19 protein-coding genes are annotated in these 17,541 nt (G+C 69.4%); 12 read left to right on the top strand and 7 right to left on the bottom strand.

The features are described from left to right. The first annotated feature begins 30 nt into the window (after nucleotides 1–30). Complete coding sequence (locus NF556_RS13820; protein WP_252591496.1) at nucleotides 31–1,554, top strand: sensor histidine kinase; 1,524 nt, start codon at nucleotides 31–33, stop codon at nucleotides 1,552–1,554. A 19-nt stretch (nucleotides 1,555–1,573) separates the two neighbouring features. On the opposite strand, the gene NF556_RS13815 is transcribed toward NF556_RS13820, so the two are convergent. Beyond that, nucleotides 1,574–1,822: a WhiB family transcriptional regulator gene (locus tag NF556_RS13815; protein ID WP_114905415.1), complete on the bottom strand. Its 249-nt coding sequence runs from the start codon at nucleotides 1,820–1,822 to the stop codon at nucleotides 1,574–1,576. Between the two features lie 533 nt (nucleotides 1,823–2,355). Here NF556_RS13815 and NF556_RS13810 point away from each other — a divergent pair. Then, nucleotides 2,356–3,546: an amidohydrolase gene (locus tag NF556_RS13810; protein WP_252591495.1), complete on the top strand. Its 1,191-nt coding sequence runs from the start codon at nucleotides 2,356–2,358 to the stop codon at nucleotides 3,544–3,546. Here the strand turns inward: NF556_RS13810 and NF556_RS13805 are convergent, their stop codons facing one another. The 4 genes from NF556_RS13805 to NF556_RS13790 form a co-directional block, all read right to left on the bottom strand. After that, nucleotides 3,547–3,822: a hypothetical protein gene (locus NF556_RS13805; RefSeq protein ID WP_252591494.1), complete on the bottom strand. Its 276-nt coding sequence runs from the start codon at nucleotides 3,820–3,822 to the stop codon at nucleotides 3,547–3,549. 71 nt (nucleotides 3,823–3,893) lie between these two features. After that, nucleotides 3,894–4,625 (bottom strand): (2Fe-2S)-binding protein, encoded by a 732-nt coding sequence (locus NF556_RS13800; protein ID WP_252591493.1) that lies wholly within the window; start codon nucleotides 4,623–4,625, stop codon nucleotides 3,894–3,896. Between the two features lie 51 nt (nucleotides 4,626–4,676). Next, nucleotides 4,677–7,355 (bottom strand): pyruvate, phosphate dikinase, encoded by a 2,679-nt coding sequence (gene ppdK / locus NF556_RS13795; protein WP_252591492.1) that lies wholly within the window; start codon nucleotides 7,353–7,355, stop codon nucleotides 4,677–4,679. 161 nt (nucleotides 7,356–7,516) lie between these two features. Beyond that, nucleotides 7,517–8,353, bottom strand: coding sequence for a pyruvate, water dikinase regulatory protein (locus NF556_RS13790; RefSeq protein ID WP_252591491.1), 837 nt, complete (start codon nucleotides 8,351–8,353; stop codon nucleotides 7,517–7,519). A gap of 88 nt (nucleotides 8,354–8,441) precedes the next feature. Between NF556_RS13790 and miaA the strand changes: the two genes are divergently transcribed. From miaA to NF556_RS13760, 6 genes are all read left to right on the top strand, one after another. Further along, nucleotides 8,442–9,395, top strand: a complete 954-nt coding sequence (gene miaA / locus NF556_RS13785) for a tRNA (adenosine(37)-N6)-dimethylallyltransferase MiaA (protein ID WP_252591490.1) — start codon at nucleotides 8,442–8,444, stop codon at nucleotides 9,393–9,395. A gap of 12 nt (nucleotides 9,396–9,407) precedes the next feature. Beyond that, nucleotides 9,408–9,596: a hypothetical protein gene (locus NF556_RS13780; protein WP_252591489.1), complete on the top strand. Its 189-nt coding sequence runs from the start codon at nucleotides 9,408–9,410 to the stop codon at nucleotides 9,594–9,596. Further along, nucleotides 9,563–10,159, top strand: a complete 597-nt coding sequence (locus NF556_RS13775; protein WP_252591488.1) for a Fic family protein — start codon at nucleotides 9,563–9,565, stop codon at nucleotides 10,157–10,159. The genes NF556_RS13780 and NF556_RS13775 overlap by 34 nt, the downstream gene beginning before the upstream one ends. Nucleotides 10,160–10,546: 387 nt before the next feature. Then, entirely contained in the window at nucleotides 10,547–11,908 is a 1,362-nt protein-coding gene (locus NF556_RS13770) for an MFS transporter (RefSeq protein WP_252591487.1), read from the top strand. Then, the gene (locus NF556_RS13765; protein ID WP_252591486.1) at nucleotides 11,905–12,345 is read left to right on the top strand and encodes a cupredoxin domain-containing protein; all 441 of its coding nucleotides are present in this window, start codon (nucleotides 11,905–11,907) and stop codon (nucleotides 12,343–12,345) included. The genes NF556_RS13770 and NF556_RS13765 overlap by 4 nt, the downstream gene beginning before the upstream one ends. A gap of 5 nt (nucleotides 12,346–12,350) precedes the next feature. Beyond that, nucleotides 12,351–12,758 (top strand): hypothetical protein, encoded by a 408-nt coding sequence (locus NF556_RS13760; RefSeq protein WP_252591485.1) that lies wholly within the window; start codon nucleotides 12,351–12,353, stop codon nucleotides 12,756–12,758. Here the strand turns inward: NF556_RS13760 and NF556_RS13755 are convergent. Then, nucleotides 12,736–13,338: a class I SAM-dependent methyltransferase gene (locus NF556_RS13755; RefSeq protein ID WP_252591484.1), complete on the bottom strand. Its 603-nt coding sequence runs from the start codon at nucleotides 13,336–13,338 to the stop codon at nucleotides 12,736–12,738. The genes NF556_RS13760 and NF556_RS13755 overlap by 23 nt on opposite strands. Before the next feature lie 115 nt (nucleotides 13,339–13,453). Here NF556_RS13755 and NF556_RS21415 point away from each other — a divergent pair, with 115 nt between their 5' ends. The 3 genes from NF556_RS21415 to NF556_RS13745 all read left to right on the top strand — a co-directional run bounded on the left by NF556_RS21415 (nucleotide 13,454) and on the right by NF556_RS13745 (nucleotide 15,694). Next, complete coding sequence (locus tag NF556_RS21415; protein WP_256829314.1) at nucleotides 13,454–13,582, top strand: hypothetical protein; 129 nt, start codon at nucleotides 13,454–13,456, stop codon at nucleotides 13,580–13,582. A 120-nt stretch (nucleotides 13,583–13,702) separates the two neighbouring features. Further along, complete coding sequence (gene hflX / locus NF556_RS13750) at nucleotides 13,703–15,187, top strand: GTPase HflX (RefSeq protein WP_252591483.1); 1,485 nt, start codon at nucleotides 13,703–13,705, stop codon at nucleotides 15,185–15,187. A 75-nt stretch (nucleotides 15,188–15,262) separates the two neighbouring features. Continuing rightward, nucleotides 15,263–15,694: a hypothetical protein gene (locus tag NF556_RS13745; RefSeq protein ID WP_252591482.1), complete on the top strand. Its 432-nt coding sequence runs from the start codon at nucleotides 15,263–15,265 to the stop codon at nucleotides 15,692–15,694. A gap of 25 nt (nucleotides 15,695–15,719) precedes the next feature. On the opposite strand, the gene NF556_RS13740 is transcribed toward NF556_RS13745, so the two are convergent. Continuing rightward, nucleotides 15,720–16,223 (bottom strand): hypothetical protein, encoded by a 504-nt coding sequence (locus NF556_RS13740; protein ID WP_252591481.1) that lies wholly within the window; start codon nucleotides 16,221–16,223, stop codon nucleotides 15,720–15,722. A 283-nt stretch (nucleotides 16,224–16,506) separates the two neighbouring features. Between NF556_RS13740 and NF556_RS13735 the strand changes: the two genes are divergently transcribed. After that, on the top strand, nucleotides 16,507–17,526 hold the full coding sequence (locus tag NF556_RS13735; protein ID WP_252591480.1) for an isopenicillin N synthase family dioxygenase: 1,020 nt from the start codon (nucleotides 16,507–16,509) through the stop codon (nucleotides 17,524–17,526). Nucleotides 17,527–17,541: the final 15 nt, after the last annotated feature.

Raw genomic sequence — 17,541 nt, 5'->3', positions numbered from 1 at the left:
GTGGCCGGGTCCGCGGGTTAGTCTGCGCCCGTGCCGACACTTCGTGAGGTCCTGGGCCAGCAGGTCGCACTTCCGCGCGCTGACGCGGAGTGGCTGCACCGGCTGGTCGGTGACTGGCAGATGGTGGCCGACCTGTCCTTCTCGGACCTGACCCTCTGGGTGCCGGCCGGCGGCAGCGGTGACGACTGGGTCCTGGTGGCTCACGCGCGTCCGACGACGGGCCCCAACTTCTACAACGATGACGTCGTCGGCAATGCCCCCGAGCCAGGCCGCCGCGACGTCCTGGACACCGTGCTGCGCACGATGCGTCTCCTGGACCCACCGCAGGCCGAGTTTGTCCATGAGCAGTATGTCCCGGTTGTCCGAGCCGGACGCGCCGTCGGTGTCCTGGTGCGGCACACCGATCTGCACAACATGCGCCAGCAGGGCGGCCTGGAGGTCAACTACCTGCAGCTCGCGCAGTCGCTGTTGCGGATGATCGGCCAGGGAGCCTTCCCCAGCGAGATGGCTCCCGCCGGTGTCGGCCGGGGGACACCGCGGGTGGGTGACGGTGTCCTGCGGCTGGGGGCCGAGGGCATGATCGAGTATGCGTCTCCGAACGCCATCTCTGCTCTGCGACGCCTGGGACACACCGACCAGGTCGCGGGAGCGGACCTGTCCGAGATCGTGACGGCCCGTCTCCCCACGGGGGTGACCCTCGACGAGACGATGCCCCTGGTCCTCACCGGGCGGGCACCCTGGGGCACCGAGATCGAGACGGTCCGCAGCAACCTGACGCTGCGGGCTGTCCCTCTGCTGGACCACGGGGCCCGCTATGGCTCGATGATCCTGCTGCGCGACGTCAGCGAGCTCCGCCGCCGGGAGCGGGAGTTGATGACCAAGGACGCGACCATCCGGGAGATCCACCACCGCGTCAAGAACAACCTGCAGACCGTCTCGGCCCTGTTGCGGCTGCAGTCTCGCCGCCTGGACGATCCGGGCGCGCGGGCGGCCCTGCAGGAGGCCGGCCGGCGCGTGTCCACGGTTGCGTTGGTGCACGACACCCTCAGCCACGGATTCGACGAGACCGTGCTCTTCGACGAGATCGCCGTGCGGATGGCCCGGGCCACGGTCGAGGTCGCCTCGCAGGGGGGCGCGCGGGTGGCCACCGAGCACCGGGGGTCGTTCGGGCGCATTCGCGCCGAGGACGCCACACCGCTGGCGATGATTTTGGCTGAGCTGGTGCACAACGCCGTGGAGCACGCCTTCGACACCAGCACGCCGACCACCGACGGTGCTCCCGCAGGGACCGTCGTGGTCGAGGCGGCCCGTGCTGCCTCGGGCCAGACGGGAGAACCGACCGCGGCGCCCGGCGGTGATCTGCTCACGGTCACGGTCGCTGACGACGGCCGGGGGCTGCCCGAGGGTCACCAGCCCGGCACGGGCCTGGGGATGCAGATCGTGCAGTCCCTGATCAGTGATCTGCGCGGCGAGATCCACTGGGAGACACAAGAACCGCACGGAACCGTCGTGCGGTTCGTCGTGCGGCTCCGTGGTCTGTCAACGGAAGGCTGACAGGCGCGTCTGACGTGACTCAGCCTGCGCGGCGTGCGCGGGCCTTGCGGCGCTTGAGGGCGCGGCGCTCATCCTCGGAGAGGCCACCCCACACGCCAGCGTCCTGTCCGGACTCCAGCGCCCACTTCAGGCAGGTGTCCATCACCGGGCAACGACGGCAGACGGCCTTGGCCTCCTCGATCTGCTGCAGGGCGGGTCCGGTGTTGCCAATCGGAAAGAACAACTCCGGGTCCTCGTCCAGGCAGGCAGCGCGATTGCGCCAGTCCATCTAGGTGCTCCTCGTTCATCTCCCGGGCCGTTGTGTCTGGGTGCCCGAGGTGGTGTCCAGGTGCCCCCGTGGTCAGGGACACCCCATGTCTGGTGTAGCGTGAATCTTGACAGAACCGTGCTCACCACGGCTCCGCTCACGCCGCAGGCCACCACTTTGTGTCCTGGTCGTTCTTCCCATGCCAACGCACGCGCCGAGCACAGTGTTCCTATCCTCACAGGTAGTTGAACCGCGCACAAGAGCAACGGACCAGAAACTCCTGGCGAACACTGAGTGATGAGTCACATCAGCCACAGACCGGCCCCGTCCGGATCGGTGCGTCCCTCCTGCCAGGCTCGGTGAGCCGCCCGTGTCTGGCTCAGTGACCTGCTCCTGCCCAGCTCGGCGCGCTGCACCCGTCGTGGCGACCCTCGGTGACCGACCGCTCTGGTGCGCCCTACTCTGGAGGCGGCCCGACGGCATACGTCGGTGCTGTCCGGCCCCCTGCGGGGCCGCTCCACGCTCGCCGTTCCCGGCCCTCAGGAGGACCTGTCATGACCCTGGCCATCACCAACGCCCACGTCGTCCCGGTGGAGGGTGACCCCTTCGACGGCACCGTCATCGTCGAGGACGGGAAGATCACCGCGCTCGGCGCTGACGTCTCGGCCCCGGATGGTGCCGACGTCGTCGATGCCGGTGGCCAGTGGGTGCTGCCGGGGTTGATCGACGCCCACGTCCACCTCGGGGTGTGGGAGGAGGGCGAGGGCTGGGCGGGCCAGGACACGAACGAGATGACTGACCCGGTCATGGCTGCGGCCCGAGCCCTGGACGGCATCAACCCGCGGGAGATCGGCTTCGACGACGCGCTGGGCGGCGGCATCACCTCGGTGAACGTCAACCCTGGCTCGGGCAACCCGATCGGTGGCCTGACGGTCGCCCTGAAGACCTATGGGCGCGTCGTCGACGAGATGGTGCTGCGCAGCCCGTCCGGCCTGAAGGCCGCCCTGGGAGAGAACCCCAAGCGGGTCTATGGCGAGCAGAAGAAGACCCCGTCCACCCGGCTCGGTGTCGCCCTCGTCGTGCGCAAGGCCTTCACCGAGGCGCGCAACTATCTGGAGAAGACCAACAAGAGCACCCAGGACGGGGAGTATGCCGAGGGTCACCTGGTCAACCAGGCTCTGGTCCAGGTGCTCAACCGGGAGATCCCGTGGCGGCAGCACTGCCACCGCGCCGACGACATTGCCACGGCGATCCGGATCGCCGAGGAGTTCGGCTATGAGTTGGTGCTGGACCACGGCACCGAGAGCTATCTGGTGGCCGACCTGGTCGCCGAGAAGGGCATCCCGGTCCTCTACGGCCCGATGATCGTCAGCCGCTCCAAGGTCGAGGTGCGTGAGCGCACGGCCGCAGCACCGGGCATCCTGGACCGCGCCGGCGTCAAGGTCTCGATCATCACCGACCACCCGGTCGTCCCCATCGACCACCTGATCACCCAGGCGGCCCTCGCCGTCAAGGAGGGGATGGACCGCGCCGCCGCGCTGCGGGCCGTGACCATCAACCCGGCCGAGGTGATGGGCGTCGCGGACCGGGTGGGCTCGCTGGCCGTGGGCAAGGACGCCGACCTCGTGCTCTGGTCCGGTGACCCGATTGACCTGCAGTCCCGCGCGCTGCGCGTGTGGATCGAGGGCCAGGAGGTCTACACCTACGACCAGGAGGCGCGCACCGGCGCTGTGCTGCCGCGCTGATCAGGCGGCCTGCTTGTCCTTGCCCTTGCTCTTGTGCTTGCGCTTGTCCTTGTGTTTGGCCTTGGACGTGTTCTTGCCCTTGCTCTCGTGGGCCTTCTTGCCACCATCCAGCGTGACGAGCCTGCGCTTCTTGACGGTGTAACCGTCGGGGAGCGTGCCCTCGGCGAGCATGCGCAGGGGACAGCGAGTGCACCTGGGCTTGCTGACGCAGCACTTCTTCTTGGGCTTGCGACCGGCCGTGTTCTTTGGGGCGCCGCCGTGGTGCTTCTTGGACACGGGGGCAGCGTAAGTCACGCTGTTCAGCGGTGCCGCATCACGACCTGCGGACCTGACGTGGGCGCTGTCGTTCAGTGATGGGCGTCGGCGCTGTGACCGGGGCGCACCAGGACGCAGTCGGGACACAGGCCGTGCCCGGGCAGCCGGTAATAGAGGCAGCAGCCGGTGCGTTTGAACTCCGCCGTGTCGCGATAGGCCCCGCCAGCGGCCAACCACGGGCGCTCCAGCAGTGACCGCGCCACCTCGTCGAGGTGCACGGCACGGTGGGGCACCTTGCTGCCGATCACTCGGGCGGCCGCCACCAGGCTCGACGCGGCGTTGCTGACCAGGACCCTGGCCGACGTGGAGCCGTGTTCCTGGCAGGCATCAGTGATGGCCGCGACGCCACCGTGGACGACAAGCTCCTCGATCGCGGTGACCGCGCTGGTGGTCCCGTCCACGGGCAGACCGGCCTCGGGGTCGCTGATGGCCAGGGGGGAGGGGTTGCGGTGACTCGCGTCGATCCACACCTGATCACGGGTCAACGCTGGCACCCACTCGTGCAGCGCGACCGACGCCAGCGCGATTGACCAGAGCCGGGAGACCAGCCCCACCTGCGCGGCTGAGACCGCCGTCCTGTGCTGCACCTGCTCCACCGGCAGCCCCGTGCCGGTGGCCAGCCCCGAGCGGGTCGCGGCGAACCGGGTGGCCAGGTGTCCGGCCTCCAGGGCGGTGGCCAGCGGCAGCAGCCCGTCGTGGTCGGTCGCGAACACGGCAAAGCCGCCGAGCTCGGTGAGCTCGGCAGCCCGCTGTGCAGCCGTCACGTGTGCTGTCGCCACGTGGAGGGGCGCCCGTTCGTGGTCAGAACGGCGCGCTCAGTTTTCCTGCGCGTCGAGCACGGCGCGTGCTGCGGAGAAGCGCGCGATCGGCACCCGGAAGGGCGAGCAGGACACATAGTCCAGGCCGATCGACTCGAACAGCGAGATCGAGGCGGGGTCGCCACCGTGCTCACCACAGACGCCGAGCTTGAGGTCGGCCTTGGTGCGGCGCCCGCCCTCGGAGCCCAGGCGGACGAGACCGCCGACGCCGTCGACGTCGATCGAGGCAAACGGGTTGTCCGGGACGATGTCGTCATCGACATAGGGCGACAGGAACGAGCCCTCGGCGTCATCGCGGGAGATGCCGATGCCGGTCTGGGTCAGGTCGTTGGTGCCGAAGGAGAAGAAGTCGGCGTGCTCGGCGATCTGGTCGGCGACGACGGCAGCGCGCGGCAGCTCGATCATGGTGCCGATCGTGTAGTCGAACTGCTGACCGCTGGACTCGAACTCCTCGGCGAGCGTCTCCTCGATGATCTGGCGCATGCGGCGCAGCTCCTCGGCGAAGGCGACCAGCGGGACCATGATCTCCACGATCGGCTCACCGCCGCGCTCGCGCACCGCGAAGGCCGCGCGGGCGATGGCCCGCACCTGCATGACCGGGATCTGCGGATAGAGCAGGGCCAGGCGGACACCACGGGTGCCGAGCATCGGGTTCATCTCGGTGAGCTTCTTGATCTGGGCCAGCAGCAGTCGTGCCTCGCGCAGCTCCTCCTCGGTGCCGCCCTGCAGCTCCAGACGCTGCACGAGCAGCGCCTGCTCGACCAGGTCGGGCAGGAACTCGTGCAGCGGCGGGTCGAGCAGGCGGATGGTGACCGGCAGGCCGCTCATCGCCTCAAAGATCGCCTCGAAGTCGGCCTGCTGCATGGGCAGGATCTTCTCCAGTGCAGCGGCGCGGGCCTCCTCGTCGTCGGCGAGGATCATCTCGCGGACGGCAGGCAGTCGGTCCTCGGCCATGAACATGTGCTCGGTGCGGCACAGGCCGATGCCCTGGGCTCCGAACTCGCGGGCGCGGGCGGCGTCCTCGCCGTTGTCGGCGTTGGCGCGCACGTCCATCCGGCGCACCTCGTCGGCCCAGCCGACGACTGCCGAGAAGTCCTCGTTGACTTGCGGCGGGACCAGCTCCAGTGCTCCGGCATAGACCTCACCGGTGGAGCCATCCAGGGTGATGGTGTCGCCCTCGTGCAGCACGGTGTCACCGATGGTGACCTGCTTGGCCGCAGCGTCGATCTTGGCGGCGGAGGCGCCGGCGACACAGGGCTTGCCCATCCCTCGCGCGACCACTGCGGCGTGCGAGGTCATGCCGCCGTGGGCGGTCAGCACGCCCTGGGCGGCGATGGTGCCAGCGATGTCGTCGGGGGTGGTCTCCCAGCGGACCAGGATGACGGCCTCGCCGGCCTTGCCGCGGGCCTCAGCGGTGTCCGAGTCGAAGACGATCTCACCGACGGCCGCGCCGGGGGAGGCGTTCAGGCCCTTGGTGATGGGGGTCTGGCCGTGCTCCGGGTCGATGGCGGGGTGCAGGAGCTGATCGAGCTGCCCCGCCTCGATGCGGCGCAGGGCCTGCTCGCGGGTGATCACGCCCTCCTCGACCAGGTCGCGGGCCACCTTGAAGGCGGCCGGTGCCGTGCGCTTGCCGTTGCGGGTCTGGAGCAGATAGAGGGTGCCCTCCTCCACCGTGAACTCGATGTCCTGCATGTCGCCGTAGTGCCCCTCGAGGCGCTTCATGGTGTCGAGCAGCTGGCCATAGGCCTCGGGCAGCACGGTCTCCATCTCGGCGAGCGGACGCGGGGTGCGGATGCCCGCGACGACGTCCTCGCCCTGGGCGTTGACCAGGAACTCGCCATAGAGCTCCTGGGCGCCGGTGGAGGGGTTGCGGGTGAAGCAGACACCCGTGGCGGACGTCTCACCCCGGTTGCCGAAGACCATCTGCATCACATTGACGGCGGTGCCCAGCGAGTCAGAGATGCCGTGAGCCTTGCGATAGACGCCAGCGCGCGGGTTCATCCACGAGCGGAAGACAGCGTCGATGGCGCGCTCCAGCTGCTCGCGCGGGTCGGTGGGGAACTCGGCGCCCATGTGCTCGCGGGCGACGCCCTTGAACTTCTCGACGAGCTCCTTGAGGTCGTCGATGGACAGGTCGGTGTCCTGCTCGACGGCGCGGGTGCGCTTGAGGGCGGTGAGCTCGTCCTCAAAGGCGTGAGCGGGGACGCCCTCGACGACCTCGCCATACATCTGGATGAACCGGCGATAGGAGTCCCACGCGAACCGCGGGTTGTCCGACTCGGCGCCGAGGGCCTCGACGGTGTCGTCCCCGATCCCGAGGTTGAGGATGGTGTCCATCATGCCGGGCATCGAGACCACGGCCCCGGAGCGGACCGAGACCAGCAGCGGACGCTCCGCAGACCCCAGCGTGCGGCCGGTGCGCTCCTCGAGCCGCGCCAGCGCCTCCTGCGTCTCGTCCCACAAGCTCGCGGGCCACTGGCCGCCGGCGTTCATCGAGTCGATGGAGGCGTCGGTGGTGATGGTGAACCCGTCGGGGACCGGGACACCGAGCCGCAGCATCTCGGCGACGTTGGCCCCCTTCCCGCCGAGCAGGGCCTTCATCGACGCATCGCCGTCGGCGAGGTCGTAGAGGTATCGGGTGGTCTGGTCGGCTGAACTCGACTCTGAACTCGACATTGGGCTCATATCAGGGCGTCTCCTCGGTGACGTCGTGTGCTCTGGGACGGCCCGCACCGACCCACGTGGGCAGACTACTGGCACCAGCGCCGCCCCGGGCGCAGAGGGGACGTGAGTTTCCTGACAGTGCCCTCACGGCTCCGGCCCCGTCCGCGTGGTGGTCAACTGCCCGTTGCGGCCTCACGCCGACGCTCGACGATCTCGATCACCCGCCCGGCGGCCTCCTCGAGGGCCAGGGCGGTGGTGTCGATGACCGGGCAGCCCAGCTTGCGCTGGATCGCGCCGACCTCGTCGAGCTCGTCATAGATCCCGACCAGCTCGGTGTAGCCGTCGCCCTGTCGGTGGCCACCGAGGGCGCGGACCCGCTTCTGCCGGATCTCCTTGAGCCGCTCCGGGTCCAGGGTCAGTCCGACGATCTTCCAGCGATCGACCTGGAACAACTGGTCAGGCGGGTTGATGCCGCGCACCAGGGGGATGTTGGAGGTTCGATAGCCGAGATAACCCAGATACATCGACAGCGGTGTCTTGCCGGACCGGGAGACCCCGATCAGGACGATGTCGGCCTGGGTGAGCGGGTGCGTCAGGTGTCCGTCATCGTTGGCGATCGCAAACTCCATCGCCTGGATCCGCTTGAAATAGTCCTCACCGACCCCGACCGGGCGGATCACGCGCTCGGGTGCTGAGCCGGTGGCGGCCTGCAGCGCGCTCAGTGCCGGATCGAGCAGGTCGGCGTGGGGGATGCCGCGCTCGGCGCACAACTGGGCGACCAGCGCGCGCAGTTCGTCATCGACCACGGTGGAGAAGACGGCCATCCGGTGGCGCGTCGGGTCCAGGTTGCGGATCACCGCGCGCAACCCCTCGGCGGAGGTGATCCGCGGGTGCCGGATGATCCGGACGTCGTAGGTCGCGTACTGCGCGGCGGAGGCGCGGGCCACGCGGGCGGCGGTGTCACCGGTCGAGTCGGCGACCACGTGCAGTTCCAGAGGGGGACCACTCATGCCCACCAGTATGTCGCCACTCGCCCCGCAGGGTCGGGTCACCTCCCTCCCCTCCCGGACCACACGGCATACGTGTCACACTGCCGCCGTGCCCACCCACACCCGTGATCGTCTGCCTGTGGTCGCCGTCGTCGGGGCGACCGCCACGGGCAAGTCCGATCTCGGCGTGGCCCTGGCACAGCGCCTGGGTGGTGAGGTCATCAACGCCGACGCCTCCCAGCTCTATCGCGGGATGGACATCGGCACCGCCAAGCTCACGCCGGCCGAGCGTGAGGGGATCGCCCACCACCAACTCGACGTTCTGGACATCACACAGGAGGCGAGTGTTGCGGCCTACCAGAGCGCCGCACGAGCCGATCTCGCCGCGATCCGTGACCGTGGGCGGGTGCCGGTCGTGGTCGGCGGGTCCGGGCTCTATGTCCGAGCACTCGTGGACCTGCTCGAGATCCCACCGACCGACCCCCAGGTCCGGGCCCGGTGGGACACCGAGCTGGAGCGGGTCGGGGTCGCGGAGCTCCATGCGCACCTGAGCGCGATCGACCCGGAGGCGGGGGCGCGGATCGAGCCCCGCAACGGCCGCCGGATCGTGCGGGCACTGGAGGTGATCGAGCTGACCGGGCGCCCGTTCAGCGCGACCCTGCCCCGCCGGGAGTATGCCGAGGCAACCGTCCAGATCGGACTGTCGGCCGAGCGCTCGGTGCTCGATGAGCGGATCGCCCGCCGGGTGGATCGCATGTGGGAGCAGGGGCTGGTTGAGGAGGTGCGGTCCCTGGAGGCTCTCGGTCTGCGCAGTGGGCGGACCGCCTCGCGCGCGATTGGCTATGCCCAGGTGCTCGCGCTGCTCGACGGCAGGACCGGGGAGGACAGTGCTCGGGAGGACACGGTCACTGCCACGCAACGGCTGGTGCGCAGGCAGGAGTCCTGGTTCCGTCCCGACCCCCGCATCACCTGGCTGCCGCACGACAGCGACGACCTGCTCGAGCAGGCACTGCAGGTGGTGTCTCGCGCCGGCCACAGCTCAGGCACCAGTCACGCCGAGTAGACTGTAGGGACTATGAGCACCACGGTTCAGATCACGCAGCCGGCGGCGGAGTCGCTGGCTCGCTGGCGTGCGCTCAGCGACAAGCAGAAGCGCGAAGCGCGCCTTGCCGTGGTCATTGATCGTGTGGCGGCCAGCATGGCCATGGAAAACGAACCGGTCTCGGAAGCGTGGATCCAGCAGGCGAAGCAGACGCGAGTCTGACCCGTCAGTTCGCCACCACCCATGGCGAACTCACCTATGCGCAGCTCGCCGACGCGATCGCACCCCACCTGGTTTCGTTGCTTGCACGCGTCGGCCGGGGCGAGTTCCAGGAGCAGCCCTACACCGACGAGCTGATCCGCCACTTCCATCAGGAGATCATCGGCGGCCTCATCCCGGACATCGCGGGCCAGTGGCGACGCGAGCTGGTGCAGATCGGCAACCACATCCCGCCCGAGCACTTCCTTGTCCCGATACTGATGCGCGAATACGCGGATAACGTGCAGACCCGCCTGGCCCACGCACACACACTCGACCTGCAGATGGAACTGCTCACCTATGCCGAAGGTGAGTTCCTGCGCATCCACCCGTTCGCGGACTTCAACGGGCGCACCATCCGCGCACTCCTGAGCGAGCTGCTCGTCCGGCTCGACTGGCCGTCCCTCGAGGTCGCGGTCGAACGAGGAACTCCAGCGTTCGAGCGGTACCGGTCGGCCCTCGCCGACTTCGACAACGGACGACCCGGCCTCCTTACCGAGTTCTGGGCTCGACGCCTCGAACCGTAGAACAGCCCGCTCCCTTCGAAGGGGATTGCCCCTCTTGAGCACCTCGGGCTCGGCATCCCGGACATCCTCGGGCCGGACGCGCGCGTAGTCACGGCAGCAACCAGTTGAGGTTCCCCGCCCAGCGGCTACAGTGCTCTGTGCGTGCATCGCAGGCTGATGTGCGAAACCGCTACGAAGTCGCGGGGTGCGCGTACGAAACCGCTATGAAAATGCGGGGCGGGCGTGCGAAACCGCTATGAAAATGTGTGAGACCCAGGAAGAGGGACGTGTTCTTCAGAGCTCGCAGCGACAGCCTCTGAGTCGCCGCTGACACCGCCAGACCCGCGCACCGACTGCGCCGGGTCGGTGTCGACGTGCTCTGTTCCTCCACACTTCCTGAGGTGACTCATGCCTGCGCACATCCCTGACCCCTCGTCACACCCTGACCCGTCACGCAACCCTGAACCCGCACCGTCGCGTGCACCGTCCACCGGCCGGCCGCTGATCCTGTCCAACGCGCTGGACGCCGCCGGGCGCAACACCGCCGACCTGGCCACCGACGTCCTCGCCGTCGTGGTGCTCGGTGCGACGGCAGCCCAGATGGGCTTGCTCAACGCACTCGGCACGCTGGCCTTCCTGGTCCTTGGCATCCCCATCGGCGTCCTCGTCGATCGCTCACCCACCGTCCGGTTGCTGCTCGCCTCCGGCCTGGTCCGCGCGGGGCTGTTGGCCAGCCTCGTCCTGGCCTGGTCCCTGGACGGGCTGACCCTGCTCCACCTGTATGCGGTGGCCACCCTGGCAGGGACAGCCGCCGTGGTGGTCGAGACCACCCAGACAGCAATCGCCCCGAGGGCCGTGGGCGTCAGCGGAGTGTCCCGCCTGGTGTCCAGGATGCAGTCGGCCGAGTCGGTGATCTCCCTGGTCGTGCCCGCGCTCGCCGGCGTGCTGGTCGCCCTCACCGGCGCCGGACCCACCCTCGCGGTGGCCGCCGCGCTCACCGCGTTCGCCGCCCTGGTGGTCCTCAGGTTGCGCCTGGCCGCGCCCGAACAGCCGACCGTCGCCGCGGACGAAGACCCCACGGGATCCGCGGGGGAGGAGCCGGAGGCGGCCACGACGGCGCTCGCCCGCTTCCTGCGGGAGGGCAGGCTCGGCTGGTCGACGTTGCGGGAACGACGCACCCTGTGGCGGCTCACCCTCGGGTCGATGTTGATCAACCTGGGCCTCGCGGTGCACTCCGCAGTCGAGGTCGTGCTGGTGCTGCGAGAGTTGGATCTCGGCGCGACCGTGCTCGGCCTGCTGGTCTCCGCCGGTGGCGTCGGCGGGCTGCTCGGATCGCTCGTGGCGGTCCCGCTCGCCGACCGCCTGGGCGTGCCACGGGTGCTGCGCGGGTCAGTCCTGCTGCTCGCGCCGGTGGCCGCCCTGACGCTGACGGCTCTGCTGGACCCGCACCGCGCGACGGCCTGGCTGCTCGCCGGCTCGTTCTGCTGGGGCGTGGCGATCGTGACCTACAACGTGCTCCTGGCCGGGATCGCTGCGGAGCTGACCCCGACGGAGCTGATGGGGCGAGTCTCGGCGACCCGGCGCACGCTCACCATGGGGATCGTGCCAGTCGGCGGGATCGCGGGCGGGCTGCTTGCCGACCAGGCGGGCCTGGTGGCCACCATCACGGCATGGATCGTCCTCAACGCGATCGGTGCGGCGGTGGTGGCCACGACGTCCTTCCCTCGCGACCAATCCGCCAACGGGCCAGCGCCGTACAATCCGGCATGACCCCGAGCCACCCGCGCCCGAGCCAACACCTTCCCAGCCAGCGCCACCTCCTCAGCCGACCCCACCGCAGCCAGCCCGTCCTGCGCCGCGCCGCCGCTGCAGTCCTGGCCCTCGGCATACTCCCTGCCGTGCTGTCCGGCTGCTCGGGTGACGACGAGCCGGACTCGCCCGAGGTGACGCTCGAGGAGGGTGCCGCGCTGATCACCATCGTCGACTTCGACTACGAGACGACCGGGACCATCGAGCCCGGCGCCGAGGTGACGGTGACCAACCAGGACGACGTCGGCCACACCGTGACCTCGGATGAGGAGGGGCTCTTCGATGTGGAGGTCGGGCCCGGCGAGACGGTCACCTTCACCGCGCCGGACGAGGCGGGCGACTACTCCTACTTCTGCATCCCGCACCCGGCGATGGTGTCGGTCCTGACGGTGGGGTGAGTGCCGTGACCGAGCGCGTCGTGCGGGGACTGGTCGTCCTGGCCCTGCTCGTCGATGCCGTGGTCCACCTCCGCCTGGCGCCGCAGATGCAGCTCGCGGCGCCGGGCGGGATCGGTGGCGGGTGGTTGTTCCGGATCCAGGCGGTGGTGGCGCTGCTGGTCGCGCTCTATGTGCTGTTGCGGCCCTCGCGGGGCGCCTACCTGGTTGCGGGTCTGGCCGCGCTGAGCGCTTTCGTTCCGGTGCTGCTCTACACCTACGTCAATGTGCCGGCCATCGGGCCGATCCCCTCGATGTATGACCCGTTCTGGACCACTCCGAAGGTGATCAGCGCGGTCGCCGAGGGGCTGGGCGTCCTGCTCGCCGGCATCGGGGTGTGGCTGACCTCCGGGGTCAGGGACGCGCGACCCGGATGAGTCGGAACCCGCCGCTGGTGGTGGGTCGGTCCACGGCCAGATCCGGGAACTCGTTGGCCAGCCACTTCAGGAGGGAGTCGGCGCCGAGGTTCTTCTGCACCACCAGCCAGGCCTCACCGCTGGACGCGAGGCGGGGGAGCCAGGCGCGCATCATCTCGTGCAGCACGGCCTTGCCGACCCGGATCGGTGGGTTGGACCAGATCAGGTCGTATGCCGTGTCGCCGGGGGCCTCGTCCGGCGTCACGGCGGTCACGGCGCACCCGAGTGCTGCCGCGTTGCGGCGCACCAGGTCCAGGGCGCGCTGGTTGACGTCGACGGCATGGACCGTGGCGGCGGGGGAGTGCAGCGCCATCGTCAGGGCCATCGGCCCCCAGCCGCAGCCGAGGTCGAGGAAGGTGCCCTGCTCCGGCGGGCGCGGTGCGTGCTTGAGCAGCACGGAGGTGCCCTTGTCAATGCCGTCGGGGGAGAAGATCCCGCCCGCGGTCTGCACGGTGACCGTGTGTCCCGCGAGCTCGACCTCGCGCTCGCGCAGCTCGGCCGGCGAGGCGGGCTCGGCAGTGAAGTAGTGGTCCTGGGACATCCCGATTCTCCCGTCTGCTGTCCCGTGGTGTGCTGCCCTGGGCTTTCGTCCTGTCGTCCTGGGGAGCCTTCCACAGCCAGGTGGCAGTGTCAGACCCGAAGGCTAGCGTCGTGGAATGACTGAGCTGAACAAGCCCGAGGAGTTGCACTTCCTGCAGGAGGCGCATGTGGGTGTCCTGGCTGTGGCGACCGATGTCGCGGCGAGGCACTGGAGGGCTACCTGCAGTTTGCCGAGGAACACCTGACGGAGGACCGCTACACCTTCCGCACGACTCGGTGGCGCTCAGCCGATCTCACGACCTGAGGGTGGTGGCGGGACGAAATCGGTGGTCATCGGTGTTGAACGGTGAGATCCTGAGGAGAATATGACGAACACTGAGATGAACCACCTCACCGGCGCGGAGCGTGCCCGACTGCTGGACCAGCGGGCCGCCGCCCTCAACGCAGAGTCCGCCGACCCGACCTATTCCGAGGGCCTGGAGTCCTTTGACGGGGAGCAGTTCGATCGCGAGGAGCGCGAGGCACTGCGCCGCGTGGCGGGGCTGTCCACCGAGCTCGAGGACGTCACCGAGGTTGAATACCGCCAGCTGCGACTGGAGCGAGTTGTCCTGGCCGGCATCTGGACCGAGGGCACCCAGACCGACGCCGAGAACTCCCTGCGCGAGCTCGCCGCACTGGCTGAGACCGCGGGCTCTACTGTGCTCGAGGGCCTGATCCAACGGCGCACCAACCCCGACCCGGCCACCTATCTGGGATCGGGCAAGGCAGCGGAGCTGCGCGACATCGTGATCGCCGAGGGCGCCGACACCGTCGTCGTCGACGGCGAGCTCGGCCCGTCCCAGCGTCGCGCCCTGGAGGACGTCGTCAAGGTCAAGGTCATCGACCGGACCGCCCTGATCCTGGACATCTTCGCCCAGCACGCCAAGTCGCGGGAGGGCCGCGCCCAGGTCGAGTTGGCCCAGTTGCAGTATCTTCTGCCGCGCCTGCGTGGCTGGGGTGAGTCGATGTCCCGTCAGGCCGGTGGTCGGGTTGCCGGCGGTGAGGGCATCGGCTCCCGTGGCCCCGGTGAGACCAAGATCGAGCTGGACCGCCGCCGGATCAACCAGCGCATCTCCAAGCTGCGGCGCGACATCAAGGGCATGAAGACCATGCGCGACACCAAGCGGGCCTCGCGCAAGGTCAACCACGTGCCCTCCGTCGCGATCGTCGGCTACACCAACGCCGGCAAGTCCTCGCTGCTCAACCGGCTCACCGGCGCGGGCGTCCTGGTGCAGGACCAGTTGTTCGCCACCCTGGACACCACGGTGCGTCGGGCCGAGACCGCCGACGGTCACCCCTACACGCTGACCGACACCGTCGGCTTCGTGCGCTCGCTGCCGCACCAGCTCGTCGAGGCCTTCCGCTCCACGCTGGAGGAAGCAGCCGACGCCGACCTGCTGCTCCACGTGGTGGACGGCGCACACCCGGACCCCGAGGGACAGATCGTGGCCGTGCACGAGGTGCTCGCCGACGTCGACGCCAGTGGCATCCGCGAGATCATCGCCGTCAACAAGGCCGACCTCGCCGACCCGGAGGTGCTCGACCGGCTCCAGCTGGCCTATCCGGACGTTGCGATCGTCTCGGCGCGCACCGGCCAGGGCGTGGACGCGCTGATCGCGATGGTCGAGGCGGGGCTGCCGCGCCCGGAGATCGAGGTCGACGTGCTGGTGCCCTATGACCGGGGCGACCTGGTCAGCCGGCTCCACGCCGAGGGCGACGTGCTGACCGAGCAGCACACGGCCGACGGCACGCGGGTGACCGCGAAGGTCGCCGAGGACCTGCACGGCGTCCTGGGGTCCTACGCCGTCTGACCAGTTCTTGGGGAAGATAGGACCGCCGCTCGCGCCTTCACGGGGAGAGTCCGACCGGAGCGATAACGTGGCCCGGTGAGAATCGGGATGGGAACGGGGCGCCCTCGTCCAGGCAGCTCGAGCATCGCGCTGTGCGCAGTGCTCGGCCTGGTGCTGGCCGGTGTGCTGTGGCTGGTGTGGCGGCCCACGACTGACGAGTGTGACCTCGTGGGGCAGTGCCTCGGCGAGACGTTCGGAGCCTTGCTGGCGACGCTCCTGGCGATCCCGGTTGCCGCTGTCGCCCTGTGGTTTCTGCGCGTGCGACCGGCGCTGCTCACCTCGCTCGTGGGAGTCGGCATCGGCGGGCTGCTGATCCTGACGGTCAGCCAGCTGGTCGACGTGCCCGGCGACGTCACCACGACGTTGGCTCCTGGCTGGGCCTGGCTGATGGTTGGTGCCTTCTCCGGCGCCGTTGCCTTCCTGATCTTGGGGCCGGTGCGTGGCCAGAGGGCCAGCGCGGCCCGGTAGTCACGCCTGTCGTTGGCCGGACGTCCTAATGGTCCCAGGGCGGCGTGACCAGTGCGATCTCGTCGGAGAAGGCCGACCGGGGCACTTCGGTGACGTCGACCGTGAACGGCGCCCACGCACAGCTGATGTGCTCGCTGCCCGCTGCGGTCTGCGCGTCCCACCAGACGACCACTCCGTCGGTCCACACGTCGCCGTGCTCCATGCACGAGTGATAGCCAGCCACGGCGAGGACACTGGCCGTGAGATCGACGGCCGCGATCTGCGTGAGGTCGTTGTCGGGGCCGAGGGGCTGACTGTTCAGCAGGCGGTCGCGCTCGGCGTCAGTGGTGATCAGGACGGGGCCCAGCGACAACTCCGGGTTGTCCTGGATGTCGGGGATCTGGCCCTGGCTCCACGTGGCCAGGTGGGTCCCGATGGCCCAGGCCGGACGGCCCGGGTCCTCCGGTGGTGGGTCCTGGCTGGCGGTGGTGCCGCCCACGCCCAGGGTCAGCAGCAGGGTGAACAGCATCCTGAGGAGCACCTGTGTCATGTCGTGAGTCCCGTCTGACTGGACGCCTCGGCGTCACCCTTGTCCGTGGGGCTGGGACGCGTATGCCGTGGGTTGGGTTCCACGCGCCACACCTCCTGGGCGGAGGCCCAGATGCGACCTAATGCGACGTGATGAGTACAGTTAGCACGTGTTAACTCTTCGGGTGCGGGTCTCGCTGGTGCGCCGACTGCATGTGGACCTCGGGTGCACCGCCAGCGACCTCTGTCGTCGGTGAGCTGTCCACCCGCCCAGCCACTCCGCATACCCCGAAGGAACCCAACCCATGACTGACCACCTGCCTGTCCTCGACCTGTCCCTCGCCAACGACCCGGCCACCGCGGCGCAGTTCCGTGAGCAACTGCGTGAGGCGACGCACGACTACGGCTTCTTCTATCTCGTCGGCCACGGCATCGACCCGAGCCTGACCAGCGAGATCATCAGCGTCTCCCGCGAGTTCTTCGCGCTGCCCGAGGCCGACAAGCTCGAGATCGAGAACGTCCTCAGCCCGCACTACCGCGGCTACACGCGCGTCGGCGGAGAACGCACGCAGGGCAAGGTCGACTGGCGGGAGCAGATCGACATCGGTCCCGAGCGGCCCGCGGTGCCGACCGGACCGGAGGTGCCGGACTACTGGATCCTGCAGGGGCCCAACCTGTGGCCGGCCGCACTGCCCCGGGTGCGGGAGGTGGTGGAGTCGTGGAACGAGACCCTCGCGGACGTGTCCACGCGCCTGCTCGCCGAGTGGGCGGAGTCCCTGGGGCAGCCGCGCGACGTCTTCGACGCCACGTTCCAGGACAAGCCGGCGACCCTGACCAAGGTGGTGCGCTATCCCGGGAAGGTGGACGGGGGCACCGAGCAGGGCGTGGGCTGGCACAACGACTCCGGCGTGCTGACGCTGCTGCTGGTCGAGCCGGGCAAGGCAGGCCTGCAGGTCGAGCGGCACGGGGAGCCGCTGGATGCGCCGCCGATCGAGGGCGCGCTCATCGTCAACATCGGCGAGATGCTCGAGTGGGCCACCGACGGCTATCTCAAGGCGACCAACCACCGCGTGCTGGCCCCAGAGGTGGGCACTGATCGGATCTCGGTGCCCTACTTCCACAACCCCGCTCTTGACGCGGTCTTCCCCAAGCTGACGCTGCCGGAGGAGCTCGCGGCGCGGGCACCCGGCGTCACCCTGGATGCGAGCAACCCGATCGTCGGTGTCTATGGCGACAACGCCCTGAAGAGCCGCGTGCGCGCCCACCCGGATGTCACCGAGGCGCACCACCCGCACCTGGCGTCCCCGCAGCAGCGCTCGGCCTGAGCCGCGGGGCTGGGT

Source organism: Ornithinimicrobium faecis, assembly GCF_023923225.1.
Lineage (GTDB): Bacteria > Actinomycetota > Actinomycetes > Actinomycetales > Dermatophilaceae > Ornithinicoccus > Ornithinicoccus faecis.
This window is presented reverse-complemented; position numbering and strand designations above follow the sequence as displayed.

Bases quoted from the DNA above. Each gene is read 5' to 3' on its own strand.
- NF556_RS13815 (WP_114905415.1), bottom strand. From the start codon at position 1,822: ATGGACTGGCGCAATCGCGCTGCCTGCCTGGACGAGGACCCGGAGTTG.
- NF556_RS13810 (WP_252591495.1), top strand. From the start codon at position 2,356: ATGACCCTGGCCATCACCAACGCCCACGTCGTCCCGGTGGAGGGTGAC.
- ppdK (WP_252591492.1), bottom strand. From the start codon at position 7,355: ATGTCGAGTTCAGAGTCGAGTTCAGCCGACCAGACCACCCGATACCTC.
- NF556_RS13790 (WP_252591491.1), bottom strand. From the start codon at position 8,353: ATGAGTGGTCCCCCTCTGGAACTGCACGTGGTCGCCGACTCGACCGGT.
- NF556_RS13780 (WP_252591489.1), top strand. From the start codon at position 9,408: ATGAGCACCACGGTTCAGATCACGCAGCCGGCGGCGGAGTCGCTGGCT.
- NF556_RS13770 (WP_252591487.1), top strand. From the start codon at position 10,547: ATGCCTGCGCACATCCCTGACCCCTCGTCACACCCTGACCCGTCACGC.
- NF556_RS13765 (WP_252591486.1), top strand. From the start codon at position 11,905: ATGACCCCGAGCCACCCGCGCCCGAGCCAACACCTTCCCAGCCAGCGC.
- NF556_RS13755 (WP_252591484.1), bottom strand. From the start codon at position 13,338: ATGTCCCAGGACCACTACTTCACTGCCGAGCCCGCCTCGCCGGCCGAG.
- NF556_RS21415 (WP_256829314.1), top strand. From the start codon at position 13,454: ATGACTGAGCTGAACAAGCCCGAGGAGTTGCACTTCCTGCAGGAGGCG.
- hflX (WP_252591483.1), top strand. From the start codon at position 13,703: ATGACGAACACTGAGATGAACCACCTCACCGGCGCGGAGCGTGCCCGA.
- NF556_RS13740 (WP_252591481.1), bottom strand. From the start codon at position 16,223: ATGACACAGGTGCTCCTCAGGATGCTGTTCACCCTGCTGCTGACCCTG.
- NF556_RS13735 (WP_252591480.1), top strand. From the start codon at position 16,507: ATGACTGACCACCTGCCTGTCCTCGACCTGTCCCTCGCCAACGACCCG.